Origin of the sequence: Bradyrhizobium ottawaense (assembly GCF_900099825.1) — a bacterium.
Lineage (GTDB): Bacteria > Pseudomonadota > Alphaproteobacteria > Rhizobiales > Xanthobacteraceae > Bradyrhizobium > Bradyrhizobium ottawaense_A.
The window spans coordinates 7,974,874-7,991,733 of the sequence record NZ_LT629693.1; the positions used below are offsets into that span (position 1 = coordinate 7,974,874).

Consider the following 16,860-nt stretch of genomic DNA (forward strand, 5'->3'; position numbering starts at 1 on the left):
GCCGTCCCACCCTGAGATCCCCCTCCGGTCGGCTCGGCGGTACGATTAGAGGGCAGGCGCGGTTTTTAGGCAAGCCGGTTCACGCGTCACCCACGAGGAACCTGCTTTTCATTCTCCGCAAAAGTACGGAAAGAGATGAATATTCCCAAGCAAGTGCATGAATTGCGGCCCGCCCAGGACCGCGGCAGCTCGAGCCCTACCCCACTCCCAGCGCCTTCAGCTTGCGGTGCAGCGCCGAGCGTTCCATGCCGACGAATTCCGCCGTTCGCGAGATATTGCCGGAGAATCGGCTGATCTGGGCGATCAGATAATCGCGTTCGAAAACTTCCCGCGCCTCGCGGAGCGGCAACCCCATGATGTGTTCGCCGTTGTTGCTGGTCGGCATCGCCGGCACCATCGAACCGACGTCCTGCGGCAGCATGTCGGCAGTGATGATCACCTCGGGCCCGCCGCCCGCCAAAATCATCACACGCTCGACGTTGTTGCGGAGCTGGCGCACGTTGCCGGGCCAGACATGCGACTGCAACACCGCCATCGCGTCCTGGCCGATCTGGCGTTTCGGCAAGCCGCTGGCCACCGAAATCTGGTCCATGAAATAGTCGATCAGCTCGGGAATGTCCTCGCGGCGTTCCGACAGCGGCGGTACCCGGATCGGCACCACCGAGAGCCGGTGATAAAGATCCTCACGGAATCGCCCTTCCGCGATCTCCTCCTCGAGATTGCGCGCGGTCGAGGAAATGATGCGGACATCGACATGCACTTTGACGGTGCCGCCGGAGCGCTGAAAGGTCTGATCGACCAGCACGCGGAGAATCTTGTTCTGGGTCTCGCGCGGCATGTCGGCGATTTCGTCGATGAACAGCGTGCCGCCATGGGCCTCTTCCAGCGCACCGGCCTTGCGCGCCTGCTCGCCGTTCGACTGCTCGATCCCGAACAGCTCGACTTCCATCCGCTCCGGCGTGATCGCGGCGGCGTTGATGACGACGAACGGACCTTCCGCCCTGCTCGAGGCATGATGCAGCGTGCGCGCCGCCAGTTCCTTGCCTGAACCGGAGGGGCCGACGATCAGGATGCGACTGTTGGCCTTGGCGGCCCGGTCGATGGTCTGGCGCAGCTGGTTCATGCACGCCGAGCGCCCGGTCAGGACGCTGGCGGCGGGCGCAAGTTGTTTCAGTTCCTTCACCTCGCGCTTGAGGCGCGACGTTTCCAGGGCCCGTGTCGCGACCAGGATCAGCCGGTCCGACTTGAAGGGCTTTTCGATGAAGTCATAGGCTCCGCGCTTGATCGCCGCGACCGCCGTTTCGATGTTGCCGTGGCCGGAGATCATCACCACGGGCACGTCGGCGTGATCCTTCTTGATCTGCTCGAGCAGCTGCAGACCGTCGAGCTTGGAGCCCTGCAGCCAGATATCGAGGAACACCAAATGCGGACGCCGGTTGGCAATCTCCGTGAGCGCCGAATCGCTGTCGCGCGCCGTCCTGGTCTGGAAGCCCTCATCCTCCAGAATGCCCGCAACGAGATCGCGGATATCTGCCTCGTCATCGACAATCAGAATGTCACTGGCCATGGGTTACACCTGTCTTGTCAGTTGCCGGTTGCGGCTTCAGTTTTTGCTTCATCATTGGTCGTGGAACCAGCCTCATTGGTTTCGGAGCCAGGCATCTTTGTTTCGCCGCCCTGCTCGCTCGTCTGCGGCGCCTGCTCCTTCGATTCGCCTTTCGGCGGCTGCCCCGTGACGGAGAACCGCAACCGCATCCAGGCGCCGCGCTGTCCGGGCCGGAAATCGGAGGCATCCTTGAGTTCAATGCGGCCGCCATGGTCTTCGAGCACGCGACCGACGATCGCGAGGCCCAGCCCGGTGCCCTTCTGGCGCGTCGTCACATAGGGCTCCAGCAGGCGGGCACGGCTCACCTTGGGCAGCCCAATGCCGTTGTCGATCACGTCGATCACGATGTCGTCGTTCTCGCGCGTGGCGACGACATCGATCCGCCCCTTGTCGAGTTCGTCCGGCGCAACCTGTTCGATCGCTTCGGTCGCATTCTTGATGATGTTGGTCAACGCCTGCGAAATCAGCCGGCGGTCGAACTGCGCCCGCATCGGATCCTGCTTGATTTCGGCCACGATATCGAGATCGGGATGCCCGACCTTCATCAGGAATACCGCCTGGCGTACGGTGTCGGCGACGTCCTCGCCCTCCATCACCGGCTTCGGCATCCGCGCGAAGCGGGAGAATTCGTCCACCATCCGTCTGATGTCGTCGACCTGTCGCACGATGGTGTCGGTACACTGCTCGAAGATGCCCTTGTCCTCGACGATGACCTTGCCGAATTTGCGGCGGATGCGTTCGGCCGAAAGCTGGATCGGCGTCAGCGGATTCTTGATCTCGTGGGCGATGCGGCGCGCGACATCACCCCAGGCGGAGGTGCGCTGCGCGGACACGAGGTCGGTGATGTCGTCGAGCGTGATGATGTAGCTGTCGCGCGCCTGGCTGGTTTGTTCGGCGCTGACGCGAACCGACAGATTGCGCTCCTGACCGTCGCGCGTGATCGTGATCTGGCCCTGCACCAGGCGCTGGGTGCCCTCACGCGCGGTTTTCATCATGTCGTCGAGCTCGGGCAGCACGTCCGATAGCGGATGGTCCAGCGTCTCCGATTCGGCGTGGCCGATCAGCTTTTCGGCCGAGCGGTTGAGGATGCCGACGCTGCCGGAGGCATCGACGCCGATGATGCCGGCGCTGGCCGACGACAGCACCGCCTCGATGAAGCGGCGGCGGCTGTCGATCAGGTCCGAGGCGCTGACCAGTTCGTCGCGCTGGGTACGCAATTCCTGCGTCATCTTGTTGAAGGTCTGGCCGAGCTGGGCAAGATCGCCTTCGGATTTGTGGACCGGCACCTGCACGTGGAGGTCGCCGGTCGACACGATATTGGCGGCGCTCATCAGGTTGCGGATTGGCGTCACCAGCCAGTTGGCGAAATTCAGCCCGATCAGCACCGAGGCCATCAGGATGGTCAGCGCGATCACCGCGAACATCAGCGCGAAGGCGACCTGAATGCCGAGCCGGCGCGATTCGATCTGGGCGTATTCGGCGACGCTGGCCTCGGTTTGCCGGAGCTGCGCGACCACGCGGGGGTCGAGCAGCCGCGCCACGTAGAGGAAGGTGTCGTTGAAGGCGCGCAGCCGGATCACCGCCGCGACGTAATTGGCTTCGGGAAACACCGCGATCTGCGGCTCGTTCTCGTCGACGTTGCTGAGAAATTCCTGCGGCGGCGTCGTGAATTCCTGCTGGATTCCGGTTTGCGCGGTCTCCAGCAGATTGCGATCCTTGTCGATCAGCATCGCCCCCGGCAGGTTGCGCGAGGCGGCACTGGCCGTCAGCAATTCGCGAAACGACCGGCGGTCCTGGTCGAACAGCGGGCGGGCCTGAGCAATGTCGTGGGCCATCCCCAGGATGTCTCCGCGGATGAACTGCGCATGCTCATAGGTGTAGGCGCGGGCCACGATCAGCGCGTTCTGCATCACCTCCTTGGTCGGACCCGAGAACAGCCGGTCGAGACCGCGGTCGATGGTGACATTGGCGACAACAGCCACCAGCACCGCCGGCAACACCGCAATGATGGAGAACAGGCTGACGATCTGGACGTGCAGCCGCGCCGCCGCCCGGCCGCGACGCCGGGCCTGAATCACCAGCCAGACTTCGCGGATGATGATGCCGACCAGGAGCAGGATAGTCGCGGCATTGATCAGCAGGAAGGAATAGACGACTTGGCGGGTCGGCTCGATCGGTGTCAGGCCGCTCAGCACCATGAAGGTCAGGAACGCCGACAGCAGTGCGATTCCGACCGCAAACGGCGCCACCCATTTCCGCAGGAGCCCTCCTGCGGATTCGGTAATCGACGGGTCGAATGATGGCGCCGAGGTCTCTGCGGTGGTCATTCCGGCAATCGGTGTGATGAAAGGCTTAGGATCCACTGGCTGCGGACTGATGCATTCATATCACAATGTTGCCAAATTACGACAATTCCGCGGCGCGCCCGGCCGCGGGACTGAGACATCCCCAGCGGCGATGCGCCCCATGGCGTGGCGGCTCGCCGGCCGCCCCATGAAATGGCGCTAGCCGCCGCTGCGGTAGACCTGAATATCGAGGTCCCGGATCTTCTTGCGCAGGGTATTGCGGTTCAACCCGAGTAGGTCGGCCGCGCGGATCTGGTTGCCGCGGGTGGCCGCCAGCGCCGCCGTGAGCAGCGGCACTTCGATCTCTTTCAGGATGCGGTGGTAGAGGCCCGGCGGCGGCACGCCGTTCGGGAAGCCCGAGAAGTGCGAGGACAGATAGGCCTCGACCGCACCGCCGAGATTTTCCACCCCCAGCGGGGCATTACCGCCCGATGCGACCGCCGGCGGCGCCAGCTCGCCATCGATCACCGAGCCCGTGATCACGTCCTGCGGGTAGAGTGCCGCCAGCCGCCGCGCCAGGTTTTCCAGCTCGCGCACGTTGCCCGGCCAGCGATGCTGTTTGAGGCGTTCCAGCGCCAGCGTATCCAGTTTCTTCGGCGGTAGTCCGTCCTTTTCCGCCAGCGAGAAGAAGTGCCGGATCAGATCGGGCAGATCCTCGATGCGTTCGCGCAGCGGCGGCAGCCGCAGCGGCACCACGTTGAGGCGGAAGAACAGATCCTCGCGGAACAGGCCCTGCTGAATCAGGATGCGCAAATCCTTGTTGCTCGCGGCAACGATCCGCACGTCGGTCTTGATCGGCGTGCGGCCGCCGACGGTGGTGTACTCGCCCTGCTGCAGCACGCGCAGCAGTCGCGTCTGCGCCTCCATCGGCATGTCGCCGATTTCGTCGAGGAACAGCGTGCCGCCTTCGGCCTGTTCGAACCGGCCGGACGCGCGGGTATTGGCGCCGGTGAACGCGCCGCGCTCATGGCCGAACAATTCGGATTCGATGAGGTCGCGCGGGATCGCCGCCATGTTGACCGCGACGAACGGGCCGTTGCGGCGCTTGCCGTAGTCGTGCAGCGCGCGGGCGACCAGTTCCTTGCCGGTGCCGGACTCGCCGGAGATCATCACGGTGAGGTCGGTCTGCATCAGCCGCGCCAGCACCCGGTAGATTTCCTGCATCGCCGGCGAGCGGCCGACCAGCGGGATCGAATCGAATTCGCCCTCGTCGGGTGCGTTGGCCACCCGCTCCTTCGGCTCGGCCAAAGCGCGGCCGACGATGGTGATCAGCTCCTTCAGGTCGAACGGTTTCGGCAGATATTCGTAGGCACCGCGCTCCGAGGCCCGAATCGCCGTCATGAAGGTGTTCTGCGCACTCATCACGATGACGGGCAGGTTCGGCCGCATCTTCTTGATCCGCGGCAGCAGATCGAACGCGTTTTCGTCGGGCATCACCACGTCGGTGATGACGAGATCGCCCTCGCCCTGGCTGACCCACCGCCACAGCGTCGCCGCGTTCCCTGTCAGGCGCACCTCGTATCCGGCGCGCGAAAGGGCCTGGTTCAGAACCGTGCGGATGGCGGTGTCGTCATCAGCGACTAGGATGCTACCTGCGGGCATTGTTATTCCTCATCTTGTATTCCCTGAGGCAGGCGACGGCGTACCCGAAACGTCATCGCGGTTGCTGTGGTCGAAGTGCTTGGTGGAATTGAACATCGGTAGCAGCACACGGAACGTGGTTTTCCGCGGCTGGGATTCGCATTCGATGATGCCGCCGTGATCGCCGACGATCTTGGCCACCAGCGCCAGCCCGAGCCCGCTGCCGGTCTGCTTGGTCGTGACGAAGGGGTCGAACAGGTTCGGCAGCAGATCTTCCGGCACGCCGGAGCCGTTGTCCTTGACGCAGAATTCGAGCGGCAGCGACACCCGCGATTTCTTGCCCGGCACCGACAGGCGAACGCCGGGCCGGAACGCCGTGGTGAGCTGGATCTCCGCATCGCTGCCGAGATCGGCGACCGCTTCGGCGGCGTTCTTCACCAGGTTGAGGAACACCTGGATCAGCTGGTCCTGATTGGCCAGCACCGGCGGCAGCGACGGATCGTAGTCCTCGATGAAGCGGATGTTGCGGGCAAAGCCGGACTGCGCCAGCCGTTTGACGTGGTCGAGCACGGAATGGATGTTGACGGGCCCGCGCGCCACCGGGCGATCGTCGCCGAACACTTCCATGCGGTCGACCAGTGTCACGATGCGGTCGGCCTCGTCGCAGATCAGCCGCGTCAGCATGCGGTCTTCGGACGAGGCCGCCTGCTCCAGCAGTTGCGCCGCACCCCGGATGCCGGACAGCGGATTCTTGATTTCATGCGCCAGCATCGCCGCCAGCGCGATCACCGAGCGCGCCGCGCTTCGATGGGTCAGTTGCCGGTCCATCTTGTCGGCGATGGTACGCTCCTGCAGCATGACCACGATATGGCCCGGCCGCTCCGTCAACGGAGCCACATGAAGATCGACCTGGCGGTCGCCGCCGATCCGCGGCGTGCCGAGATCAACCTTGTATTCATTGACCGGCGAGCCGCTCGAACGCACCTGATCGATCAGCGCCAGCAGCGGACTGCCGAACGGCACCAGTTCCTTCAGCGACTGCCGGCGCAGGAACTGGGTCGAGATTTCGAAGAAGGATTCGGCGGCGATGTTGGCGTCGACAATGCGGCCGTCCGGCGCCACCAGCAGCACCGGATTGGGCAATGCGTTGAGGATCGCCTCACCGTCGGTGGGCAAGTGCCGGCGATGTTCTGCGACGGACGTCATGCAGCTGCACTCCAAGCAAAATCGTCAAACGCATCCTGGAGCGATCGATGCACCCGGTGCGGATCCTCCGACGTCAGAATGTTCTGACGCCAGGTTTTGAGTTTTTCGGCCGGTGCGCCGCTGCACTGCGCCGCGATCTCCAGCGCCCAGCCGAGATGTTTGCGCGCGTGCTTCAAGCCGACGCGCAAGCCGTAAAGGCGGCAGACCTCGTCGTAGAGCGCGCGAATATGCGCGAGCTGCTCGGCGAGATCAGGCGTGGATTCGGCTTTTCCGGTCTCGAGCTGGCGGCCGATCTGGCCCGGCAACCACGGCTGGCCCTGTGCGCCGCGGCCGACCATCACGGCATCGGCGCCCGACATCTCGAGCGCGCGCACCGCTTTTTCGAACGAGGTGATGTCGCCGTTGACGACGAGCGGAACCGTGATCGCATCCTTGACGGCGCGCACCGCGCCCCAATCCGCCTCGCCCTTGTAGAACTGACAACGCGTGCGCCCGTGCACCGTGATCATCTGCACGCCGGCGGCTTCCGCGCGCCGCGCGAGTTCGGGCGCGTTGTGCGAACGATCGTCCCAGCCGAGCCGCATCTTCAAGGTCACCGGCACCTTCACGGCAGCGATGGTCGCTTCGATGAGTTTCAACGCGTGATCGAGATCGCGCATCAGCGCCGAGCCGGATTGGCCGCCGGTCACGTGACGCGCGGGACAGCCCATATTGATGTCGATGATGTCGGCGCCGGCGGCTTCCGCGACCTTCGCCCCCTCCGACATCCAGTGCGTTTGACAGCCGGCGAGCTGAACCACATGCGGCCCGATGCCGGCGGCCTCGCAGCGCAACCGCGACATTGGCTTGCCATTCACGAGGTCGTCGCTGGCGGTCATCTCCGAAACCACCAGCCCGGCGCCGAGGGCGGCAGAGAGTCGCCGAAAGGGCGCGTCGGTGACACCCGACATCGGCGCCAGGAGAACCCGGTTGGCGACAGCAATCTCGCCTATTTTCAACGGCTTAGGGCGTGAACTTTCCAGGCCGGTCACGGAGTTCTCATGGTTGGCACGGCAGCGTCATTGCGACCGTCGACGCATATTGTGAGCACAAATCTTGTGCAGTCAAGCTTCATGCCTACACTTTAGACAGTTCTATCATTTGTGCAAGTGCACTGCAACAAAATCTGCTTTTCCCACAGCTATTGGGAATCGCTCTGTTTTTGCGCATTCGGCATGGTAAGGGCTGTGCGCCAGCGAAGGCGCAACCCTGCCCCTCAATCCTTTCCGTCCGTCATTGAGTCCAATGCCCAAACCCAAGCGTACAGCCGCCATCCTCGTCGCAGCCGGGCGCGGCCTTCGCGCCGGCGCCGGCGGACCCAAGCAATACCGCACCATCGGCGGCCACACCGTGATCTTCCGCGCCATGGAGGCGTTCTGCCGGCACCCGGACGTGTTCGCCGTGCAGCCGGTGGTGAATCCCGATGACATCGCGATCTTCAACGAGGCCGTGGCCAGCCTGCGCCATCAGCCGCCGACCAACGGCGGCGCGACGCGTCAGGCCTCGGTGCATGCCGGGCTCGAAGCGCTGGCCGCGGAGAAGCCCGATATCGTTTTGATCCACGACGCCGCCCGTCCCTTTGTGACGCCGGCGGTGATTTCGCGCGCGATCGACGCGGCGGAGCGCACCGGCGCCGCGGTCCCGGCGATCGCCGTTACCGATACGATCAAGCAGGTCGGCGATACCGGCGATGTCGAGGCGACGCCGGACCGCGCGCGGCTGCGGATCGCGCAAACGCCGCAGGCCTTTCGCTTCGACGTCATCCTCGAGGCCCATCGTCGTGCCGCGCGCGACGGCCGCAGCGATTTCACCGACGACGCGGCGCTCGCCGAGTGGGCGGGATTGACGGTGGCGACCTTTGAAGGCGATCCTGCGAACATGAAACTGACCACCCCGGAAGACTTCGTCCGCGAGGAAGCCCGCCTCGCCAGCCAGCTCGGCGACATCAGGACCGGCACCGGCTATGACGTGCACGCGTTCGGCGATGGCGATCACCTGATGATCTGCGGCGTCCGCGTGCCGCATACGAGAGGCTTTCTCGCCCATTCCGACGGCGATGTCGGCCTGCATGCGTTGGTCGACGCCATTCTCGGCGCGCTGGCAGACGGCGACATCGGCTCGCACTTTCCGCCCAGCGATATGAAGTGGAAGGGTGCTGCGTCCGACAAATTCCTCACTTACGCCATCGAGCGCGTCACCGCCCGCGGCGGCCGGATCGCCAATCTCGAAGTCACGCTGATCTGCGAGCGCCCGAAGATCGGACCGCTGCGCGACACGATGCGCGCGCGCATCGCCGAGATCACCGGCGTCAACGTCTCGCGCGTCGCCGTCAAGGCGACCACCAGCGAGCGGCTCGGCTTTACCGGCCGCGAGGAAGGCATTGCCGCGACCGCGAGCGCCACCATCCGTCTTCCCTGGAGCGAATAGCATGAGCGGCAGCGACGCCCGCGCCCTCTCCCGCTCGCTGCTCGACCTGTGCCGGATGCGCAAGCTGACGGTTGCGACCGCTGAATCCTGTACCGGCGGCCTTGTCGCCGGCGCACTGACTGACATTCCCGGGTCCTCCGACGTGATCGACCGCGGTTTTGTCACCTATTCCAACGACGCCAAGCGCGCGATGCTCGGCGTCAAGGCGATCACGCTCGCGACCTTCGGCGCCGTCAGCAAGGAAACCGCCACCGCGATGGCGATCGGCGCGCTGGAACGCGCCGGCGTCGATCTCGCGGTATCCATCACCGGCATCGCCGGCCCTGGCGGTGCGACGCCGGGCAAGCCGGTCGGCCTGGTGCATTTCGCCGTCGCCGCCCGCGACGGCCGCATCCTGCACCGCGAATGCCGGTTCGGCGCCATCGGCCGCACCACCGTGCGCCAGCGCTCCGTGGTCGAGGCCCTGCGCATGCTGATGGAGCTGGCGCGCGGACCGCAGGCGCCGGCCAAGCCGCGCCGCGCGGCTGCAAGCCGGCTGCGCCCGCGCGTCGCCCGGACGCCCCGGGGCGGCGCCGTCAAGCGCCGTCGCCCGACGCGCGCCTGAGCGTCAGCCCTTGCCGTAAACCACATCGGCGCGTTTCTCGAAGGCTGCCGCAAACCGCTGGAACGCCGCGTCGAACATCGTGCCCATCAGCAGCGCCAGCATCCGGCTCCTGAACTCGTAGCTCAGGAAAAACCCGACGTCGCAGTCGGTTTCGGACCTCGGCTCGAAGGTCCAGCGGTTTTCCAGATTGCTGAACGGCCCCTTCAGATACTCGACCATGATCTTCAGGTTCGGCCGGTCCAGCGTCACCCGGCTGGTGAAGGATTCCCGCACCAGCTTGAACGACACCGTCATGTCGGCGATGACGATCTCGGTGCCGTCGGGCTTGGGCGTGCGCTGGCGAATCCTGAGCGACTGGCACAGCGGCACGAATTCCGGATAGCGCTCGACGTCGGCGACCAGATCGAACATTTGAGCCGCGGTGTGATGAACCCGGCGCTTGCTGGAAAATCTCGGCATCGGTTCAGCGCGACAGAGCAGCCCGGGCCGCTTGCAGTTTGGCGAAATCGTCGCCGGCGTGGTGCGACGAGCGCGTCAGCGGGCTCGCCGACACCATCAGGAAACCCTTGGTGTAGGCGACCTTCTCGTAGCCCGCGAATTCATCCGGGGTCACATAACGCATCACGGCGTGATGCTTGCGGGTCGGCTGCAGATACTGCCCGATGGTGAGAAAGTCGACATCCGCCGAGCGCAGGTCGTCCATCACCTGCAGCACCTCGTGACGTTCTTCGCCGAGGCCGACCATGATGCCGGACTTGGTGAAGATGGTGGGGTCGATTTCCTTGACCCGCTGCAACAGCCGGATCGAATGGAAGTAGCGCGCGCCCGGGCGCACCGTCAGATAACGCGACGGCACGGTTTCCAGATTGTGGTTGAACACGTCGGGCTTGGCCTTCGCGACCACTTCGAGCGCGCCTTCCTTGCGCAGGAAATCCGGGGTGAGGATTTCGATCGTGGTGGTCGGGCAGCGGGCGCGGATGGCGCGGATGGTCTGCGCGAAATGTTCTGCGCCCCCATCGGCGAGATCGTCGCGATCGACCGAGGTGATGACGATGTGAGCGAGGCCGAGCTTGAAGGTCGCTTCCGCGATATGCTCTGGCTCCGACGCGTCGAGCGCGCCGGGCATGCCGGTCTTGACGTTGCAGAACGCGCAGGCCCGCGTGCAGGTGTCGCCCATGATCATGAAGGTGGCGTGCTTCTTGTCCCAGCACTCGCCAATGTTCGGGCAGCCGGCCTCCTCGCAAACCGTGACGAGGCCGTTCTCCTTGACGATCTTCCGCGTGTCGGCGTAGCCGCGGGTATTCGGCGCGCGGACCCGGATCCAGTCCGGTTTCGGCGGCGACAGCGCGTCCGGCCGGTTCACCTTTTCGGGGTGACGCGGACGTACCTGGCTGGTGGAAACGGTATCGACGAGGACGACCATGTTCAGTCCGGCAAATGGCGAGAACATCTAGCTAATCGGTGTCGCCCATTGCTGCAACCCTCGCCGAGGCTAGCAGAAACGTGCAAGATATTGCCAGTTTTCATCTGTTCCACAGCGATTCTTAACCTGAAATGGCTCGAAGTCCCAAGACGGCCGCTGCCGCCGCCCACAGCCTCGGCAAGCCGCTGAAGCGCTCGTTTTTCGCCCGCGGTGTGCTCGAGGTCGCCCCCGACCTGATTGGGGCGACGCTGCTGTTGGACGGCGTCGGCGGCATCATTGTCGAGGTCGAGGCCTATCACCATACCGAACCGGCCGCGCATTCCTTCAATGGGCCGACGCCGCGCAATCTGGTGATGTTCGGGCCAGCAGGCTTTTCCTACGTCTACCGCTCCTACGGCATCCACTGGTGCGTGAATTTCGTCTGCGAAAAGGCAGGCTCGGCCAGTGCCGTGCTGATCCGCGCGCTGGAGCCAACCCACGGCATTCCGGCGATGCGCCGCCGCCGCGGCCTGCATGACGAGCGGTCGCTGTGTTCCGGCCCCGGCAAACTCTGCGAAGCGCTCGGCATCACCATCGCGCACAGCGGGCTGCCGCTCGATATCCCGCCGTTCGCGCTGCATGCGCGTGTGGGCAAGCCCGAGATCGTTACGGGGTTGCGGATCGGGATAACAAAGGCGGTCGATCTGCCGTGGCGGTATGGGTTGAAGGGATCGAAGTTTCTGAGCAAGCGGTTTTGACAACATGAAGATGGGGCTCCTGAGACCGTCATTGCGAGCGAAGCGAAGCAATCCATCACGCCGCGAAAAGAAAGAATGGATTGCTTCGTCGCTCCGCTCCTCGCAATGACGTTGATAGACCCGATACGACTTCACGATCTCGCGGCGCGATGCGCCCGAAGTTTTGCATTTCGTTGTCCCTCCTGAGAACAGAGGGCGCGGGGAAGACCGGGTGCGCGCTGCGCAGGGAGCGAAATGAATCCATTATTGCGCGCGTCCGCGAAGCAGTGCATGGGGCCTCCCGCCGAAATGATTGAGAACAAGTGCGTCAAGTCGGACGCAACGGGCAAGCGCCCGTCACACCGCGTGGTGGCAGACCGCTTCGATCCGGTTGCCGTCGGGGTCACGCAGGAACGCCGCGTAGTAGGAGGCGTGGTAGTCGCGCAGGCCCGGCGCGCCGTCGTCGGTGCCGCCGGTCGCGATGCCGGCGTCCCAGAACGCATCGACCTGGGTTCGCCACTTCGCCTTGAAGCACCAGTGGCGGCCGAAGGCGTCCTCGGGCTTCGCGCCCTTGCGGATGGTGAGATAGACGCGGTCGGGATACGCGGCGCGTGCCCGCTCGCCATAGCCGAGCCAGTCATCACGGCGACCGACCTTGACGACGTCGAGCGTCTTCATGATCGCGTCGTAGAACCGCTCGGCGGCGGCTATGTCGGAAACCGTGATGGAGACGTGGTCGAGCATTCGATAGGCCTCGTTCAAGACGCCTTCTTCAGCCGCTCCAGCGCCTCGAGGATCCTGGCCTTGCGCGCCACCGCGGCCTCGCGCTTTTCCTTTTCCTCTTCGACAATCTCGTCGGGCGCGTTGGCGACGAATTTCTCGTTGCCGAGCTTGGCGTCGACGCGCTTGATGTCGGCGTCGGCCTTGACGATCTCCTTGTCGAGCCGGGCCTTCTCGGCGGCAAGATCGATCACGCCCTTCAGCGGCAGCGCCACGACTTCGCCACGCACCAATAACTGCACCGCGCCTTCCGGCGGGCGGTCGGCGAAGGAAATATCGGCAAGGCGCGACATCCGCTTGACGACGTCGTTCCAGCGCTGGGCGCGCTCTTTTGTCTCGGCCGATGCGCCCGAGAGCACCAGCGGCGTCAGCGTCGCCGGTGCAATGTTCATTTCAGCGCGCACCGAGCGAATCGCGGTGACGAGATCGACCACCCAGCCGATTTCGGCTTCCGCGGCCGGATCGCTGAAATCGCCGGCATCGAGCGCGCGGATGACGGGCGGAATGATCGCGTCGCTCGGGCTCGCGATCGCTATTCCGGCCAGTTGCTCGGCGGACAGACCCTTGCGCGGCCATTCCGCCAGCACCAGGAGGCCGTCGCGCTTGGCCGTCACCGCCCAAAGTTCTTCGGTGATGAAGGGCATGAACGGATGCAGCAGCTTGAGGATCTCGTCGCGCGCCCAGGCGACCATGGCGCGAGTCTCGGCCTTGGCGGCGCCCTCCTCGCCCATCAGCACCGGCTTCGCCAGTTCGAGATACCAGTCGCAATAGACGTTCCAGACGAAACGGTACATCGCACCGGCGGCATCGTTGAAGCGATAGGCCTCGATCGCCTCGGTGACCTCGCGCGTGGCGCGCGACGTTTCGTGCGCGATCCAGCGGTTCAGGGTCTCCTTGGCATCATGCGCATTGAAACCGGCAGGTTGCTCGCAGCCGTTCATCTCGGCAAAGCGGCAGGCGTTCCACAGCTTGGTCGCGAAATTGCGATTGGTTTCGACGAGCTGCGGCGACAGCTTGATATCGTGGCTGTGGGCCGCCCCGCGCGCCAGCGCAAAGCGCAGCGCGTCGGCGCCGAAGTCGTCGATGACGCCCAGGGGATCGATAACGTTGCCTTTCGACTTCGACATCTTGGCGCCCTTCTCGTCACGGACGAGACGGTGGATATAGACCGTCGAGAACGGCGCCTCCTTCATGAAGTGGAGGCTCATCATCATCATGCGGGCGACCCAGAAGAAGATGATGTCCCAGCCGGTGACGAGCACGTTGGTCGGGTAGTAGCGGCCCACCTCCGGCGTATTGTCGGGCCAACCGAGCGTCGAGAACGGCCACAGGCCCGACGAGAACCAGGTGTCGAGCACGTCCTCGTCCCTGACAATAAAACCTTCGCGCTTGGCAGGGTCCTGCGCCATCTCCTCGCCCTGCTCCGGCGTGATGACTTCCTGCTCGACGTAATAGCCGAGCGCGTGACCGACGGCTTCCTCCTCGGTTTCGGCGACGAACACCTTGCCGTCGGGCCCGTACCAGGCCGGGATCTGATGGCCCCACCAGAGCTGGCGCGAGATGCACCAGGGCTGGATGTTTTCCATCCACTCGAAATAGGTCTTTTCCCAGTTCTTCGGCACGAACGTCGTCGCGCCCGAGCGCACGGCGGCAATGGCCGGCTGCGCCATGGTCTTGGCGTCGACATACCACTGGTCGGTCAGATAGGGCTCGAGCACGGTGCCGGAGCGGTCGCCGTGCGGCACCATATGCGTGTTGGGCTCGATCTTTTCGAGGAAGCCGAACTCCTCCAGCCGCGTGACGATCCGCTTGCGTGCGGCAAAGCGTTCGACCTTGTTGAGCTCCTCGGCCAATTCGCTCGCCCCTTCCGGCAAGCCGCGCAGATAATCCTCGTTGCCGACAAGGGCGAGACAGCCCTCCTGATCGAGCACACTGATCCGCGGCAGGCCGTGTCGCTTGCCGACCTCGAAGTCGTTGAAGTCGTGCGCCGGCGTGATCTTGACCGCGCCGGAGCCTTTTTCCGGATCGGCATAGTCGTCGCCGATGATCGGAATCCGACGGCCGACCAGCGGCAGGATCACATGCTGGCCGATCAGATGCCCAAGGCGCTCGTTCTCCGGATGCACCGCGACCGCGGTATCGCCCAGCATCGTCTCGGGGCGCGTGGTCGCGACCACGATGAAGGTCGTGGGATCGTCCGGATTGAAGCTCTTGCCCTCGATCGGGTAGCGCAGGTGCCACAGGCTGCCCTTGACCTCGATCTGCTGCACTTCGAGATCGGAGATCGCGGTGAGCAGTTTCGTATCCCAGTTGACCAGCCGCTTGTCCTTGTAGATCAGGCCTTCTCGGTGCAGTTCGACGAACACCTTGACGACGGCGCGCGACAGCCCTTCGTCCATGGTGAAGCGTTCGCGCGACCAGTCACAGGACGCTCCGAGCCGCTTGAGCTGGTTGACGATGACGCCGCCGCTTTCGGCCTTCCACTGCCAGATGCGTTCGAGGAATTTGGCGCGTCCCATGTCGCGCCGGCCCGGCTCCTGCCGTTCCATCAACTGCCGCTCGACCACCATCTGGGTGGCGATGCCGGCGTGGTCCGTGCCGGGCTGCCACAGCACGTCGCGGCCGCGCATCCGCTCGAAGCGGCAGAGAATATCCTGCAGCGTGTTGTTGAGCGCGTGGCCCATGTGCAGCGAGCCGGTGACGTTCGGTGGCGGGATCACGATGGTGAACGGTGCCGCGTCTTTGCGTTCGGGACGGCCGGCCTTGAACGCGCCGCTCGCCTCCCAGATGGCGGACATGCGGCTTTCGATATCGGCGGGCTGGTAGTTTTTCTCGATCATGACAACGCTGTTGAATCTGGAGGGTATTTTGGACCGCCATCTCACCCGGCCAGCGGGCAAGAAAACGCGTCAAAACAATGAGCTAGCGCCCGATTTGGATGTGGACGGAACCGAACAGGTCCCTAGAAAGCCACTGCGAAGCCGCAAGTCAACCTGACCGGCTGCAAGAAGCCGCAATAAAGCCCTTCGGAGTGGCTGAATCAGGGCCGGAACCGGCGGCGCGGCCGGCTCCGTGAGGCGCTAGCGCCCGCGTGAAACCCGTTCGATCTCGGCCTTGACGATCCGCTCCACCAATCCCGGCAGATTGTCGTCGAGCCAGGATTTCAGCATCGGCCGCAGCATTTCCTTGACCAGGTCTTCCAGCGTCCGCGCGTTGTTGCTCAGCACGGTATTGGCCAACGAATTGAAGGCGGATTCGACCGCCGAAACGGTCGAGTGCGACAGGATCTGCTGCTGCGGCGGTGCAGGTGCGCTTTCAAACGGCGGCGGCTCGTAGGTCGGCCGTCGGTGCAACGCCCTGGCGGCTGTGCTCTCGGTAAATTCGAGATCGTCCTGCGGGTCTATCTTGTGGAACGAAGCAGACTGGAGAGCTGATGGCACCGGGTCCGGCAATGCCATTTCGTCGGTGAGCTCGAACACGTCGGATTCGGGCTGGGCTTCGGGCTGCGCCGGCCTGATGTCGGCCTCGGGCGTTGCTGCGTCGAGGCTGGCCAGCATCGCATCGATGTCATCCTGATTGTTGCTCACGGCCGGCTCGGGCGCAGGCGGCGGCGCGGGCTTGGCCACGGCAGCAGGCTTAGGCGCCGGAGCAATCGCCGACGGCGGGATATCCTTCATCGCGGGCTTTGCCGGCGCCTCCGGCTTGGCGGCCGCGGGCGGGCTGGCGGGCTTTGCTGCCGGCTTCTCGGCAGACGCGGGCTTTTCGGCAGAAGCAGGCTTGGCCTCGTCGTCGGCAATGATGCGACGGATCGACGCCAGAATCTCCTCCATCGAGGGCTCTTGGACCTTTGCAGGTTGCGTCATCTCCGACTCCACATCGAAACCAAATTACACCAAGCCAGGAAGGATTTTCCGGTTCCGGATGTGCAGGCCGGGATTTTCATCGCGCAAGCCCGACTTGTCCCCAGATCAGGCCCGCCCGAATGCATCGCGCAGGCGTCCCGCTCCCCCAAGGTTACCCCCAGGCTACCCGGCGTGCGGCCGTGAGATGGAAAAAACGCGGCGCGAATCGCTCAGCTCACCCAGAGAACGGTACGTCATGCCGATAAATATTTGCAAGCAAACGCGCCGGGC

At 64.5% G+C, this 16,860-nt stretch carries 13 protein-coding genes; 3 read left to right on the forward strand and 10 right to left on the reverse strand.

Annotated elements, in window-relative coordinates; genetic code table 11:
• Positions 1 to 196 precede the first annotated feature (196 nt).
• The 5 genes from BLR13_RS37670 to dusB form a co-directional block, all read right to left on the reverse strand.
• On the reverse strand, positions 197 to 1,567 hold the full coding sequence (locus BLR13_RS37670; protein WP_074829517.1) for a sigma-54-dependent transcriptional regulator: 1,371 nt from the start codon (positions 1,565 to 1,567) through the stop codon (positions 197 to 199).
• A gap of 17 nt (positions 1,568 to 1,584) precedes the next feature.
• Positions 1,585 to 3,933, reverse strand: coding sequence for a sensor histidine kinase NtrY-like (locus BLR13_RS37675; protein WP_074829514.1), 2,349 nt, complete (start codon positions 3,931 to 3,933; stop codon positions 1,585 to 1,587).
• 177 nt (positions 3,934 to 4,110) lie between these two features.
• On the reverse strand, positions 4,111 to 5,553 hold the full coding sequence (ntrC, locus tag BLR13_RS37680) for a nitrogen regulation protein NR(I) (protein WP_074829512.1): 1,443 nt from the start codon (positions 5,551 to 5,553) through the stop codon (positions 4,111 to 4,113).
• Between the two features lie 9 nt (positions 5,554 to 5,562).
• Complete coding sequence (locus BLR13_RS37685) at positions 5,563 to 6,738, reverse strand: two-component system sensor histidine kinase NtrB (protein ID WP_074829507.1); 1,176 nt, start codon at positions 6,736 to 6,738, stop codon at positions 5,563 to 5,565.
• Positions 6,735 to 7,736, reverse strand: coding sequence for a tRNA dihydrouridine synthase DusB (gene dusB / locus BLR13_RS37690; RefSeq protein WP_074829501.1), 1,002 nt, complete (start codon positions 7,734 to 7,736; stop codon positions 6,735 to 6,737). The genes BLR13_RS37685 and dusB overlap by 4 nt, the downstream gene beginning before the upstream one ends.
• 286 nt (positions 7,737 to 8,022) lie before the next feature.
• On the opposite strand from dusB, the gene BLR13_RS37695 reads away from it, so the two are divergent.
• Together BLR13_RS37695 and BLR13_RS37700 are read left to right on the forward strand one after the other, a co-directional pair.
• Positions 8,023 to 9,204, forward strand: coding sequence for a bifunctional 2-C-methyl-D-erythritol 4-phosphate cytidylyltransferase/2-C-methyl-D-erythritol 2,4-cyclodiphosphate synthase (locus tag BLR13_RS37695; RefSeq protein WP_074829500.1), 1,182 nt, complete (start codon positions 8,023 to 8,025; stop codon positions 9,202 to 9,204).
• Between the two features lies 1 nt (position 9,205).
• The gene (locus BLR13_RS37700) at positions 9,206 to 9,808 is read left to right on the forward strand and encodes a CinA family protein (protein WP_074829498.1); all 603 of its coding nucleotides are present in this window, start codon (positions 9,206 to 9,208) and stop codon (positions 9,806 to 9,808) included.
• Between the two features lie 3 nt (positions 9,809 to 9,811).
• Here BLR13_RS37700 and BLR13_RS37705 read toward each other — a convergent pair whose 3' ends face one another.
• Together BLR13_RS37705 and lipA are read right to left on the reverse strand one after the other, a co-directional pair.
• Positions 9,812 to 10,267, reverse strand: coding sequence for a type II toxin-antitoxin system RatA family toxin (locus BLR13_RS37705; protein WP_074829496.1), 456 nt, complete (start codon positions 10,265 to 10,267; stop codon positions 9,812 to 9,814).
• Between the two features lie 4 nt (positions 10,268 to 10,271).
• Positions 10,272 to 11,231 carry a lipoyl synthase gene (lipA, locus tag BLR13_RS37710; RefSeq protein WP_074832283.1) on the reverse strand — a complete coding sequence of 320 codons (960 nt, stop codon included), beginning with the start codon at positions 11,229 to 11,231 and terminating at the stop codon, positions 10,272 to 10,274.
• A gap of 131 nt (positions 11,232 to 11,362) precedes the next feature.
• Between lipA and BLR13_RS37715 the strand changes: the two genes are divergently transcribed.
• Complete coding sequence (locus BLR13_RS37715; RefSeq protein ID WP_074829493.1) at positions 11,363 to 11,968, forward strand: DNA-3-methyladenine glycosylase; 606 nt, start codon at positions 11,363 to 11,365, stop codon at positions 11,966 to 11,968.
• A gap of 336 nt (positions 11,969 to 12,304) precedes the next feature.
• Here BLR13_RS37715 and BLR13_RS37720 read toward each other — a convergent pair whose 3' ends face one another.
• The 3 genes from BLR13_RS37720 to BLR13_RS37730 form a co-directional block, all read right to left on the reverse strand.
• Complete coding sequence (locus BLR13_RS37720; RefSeq protein WP_244525021.1) at positions 12,305 to 12,709, reverse strand: VOC family protein; 405 nt, start codon at positions 12,707 to 12,709, stop codon at positions 12,305 to 12,307.
• Positions 12,706 to 15,567: a valine--tRNA ligase gene (locus BLR13_RS37725; protein ID WP_074829491.1), complete on the reverse strand. Its 2,862-nt coding sequence runs from the start codon at positions 15,565 to 15,567 to the stop codon at positions 12,706 to 12,708. Before BLR13_RS37725 ends, BLR13_RS37720 begins: the two co-directional genes overlap by 4 nt.
• 240 nt (positions 15,568 to 15,807) lie before the next feature.
• A complete protein-coding gene (locus BLR13_RS37730; protein WP_074832277.1) occupies positions 15,808 to 16,590 on the reverse strand; it encodes a PopZ family protein in 783 nt (260 codons plus the stop codon).
• Positions 16,591 to 16,860 lie beyond the last annotated feature (270 nt).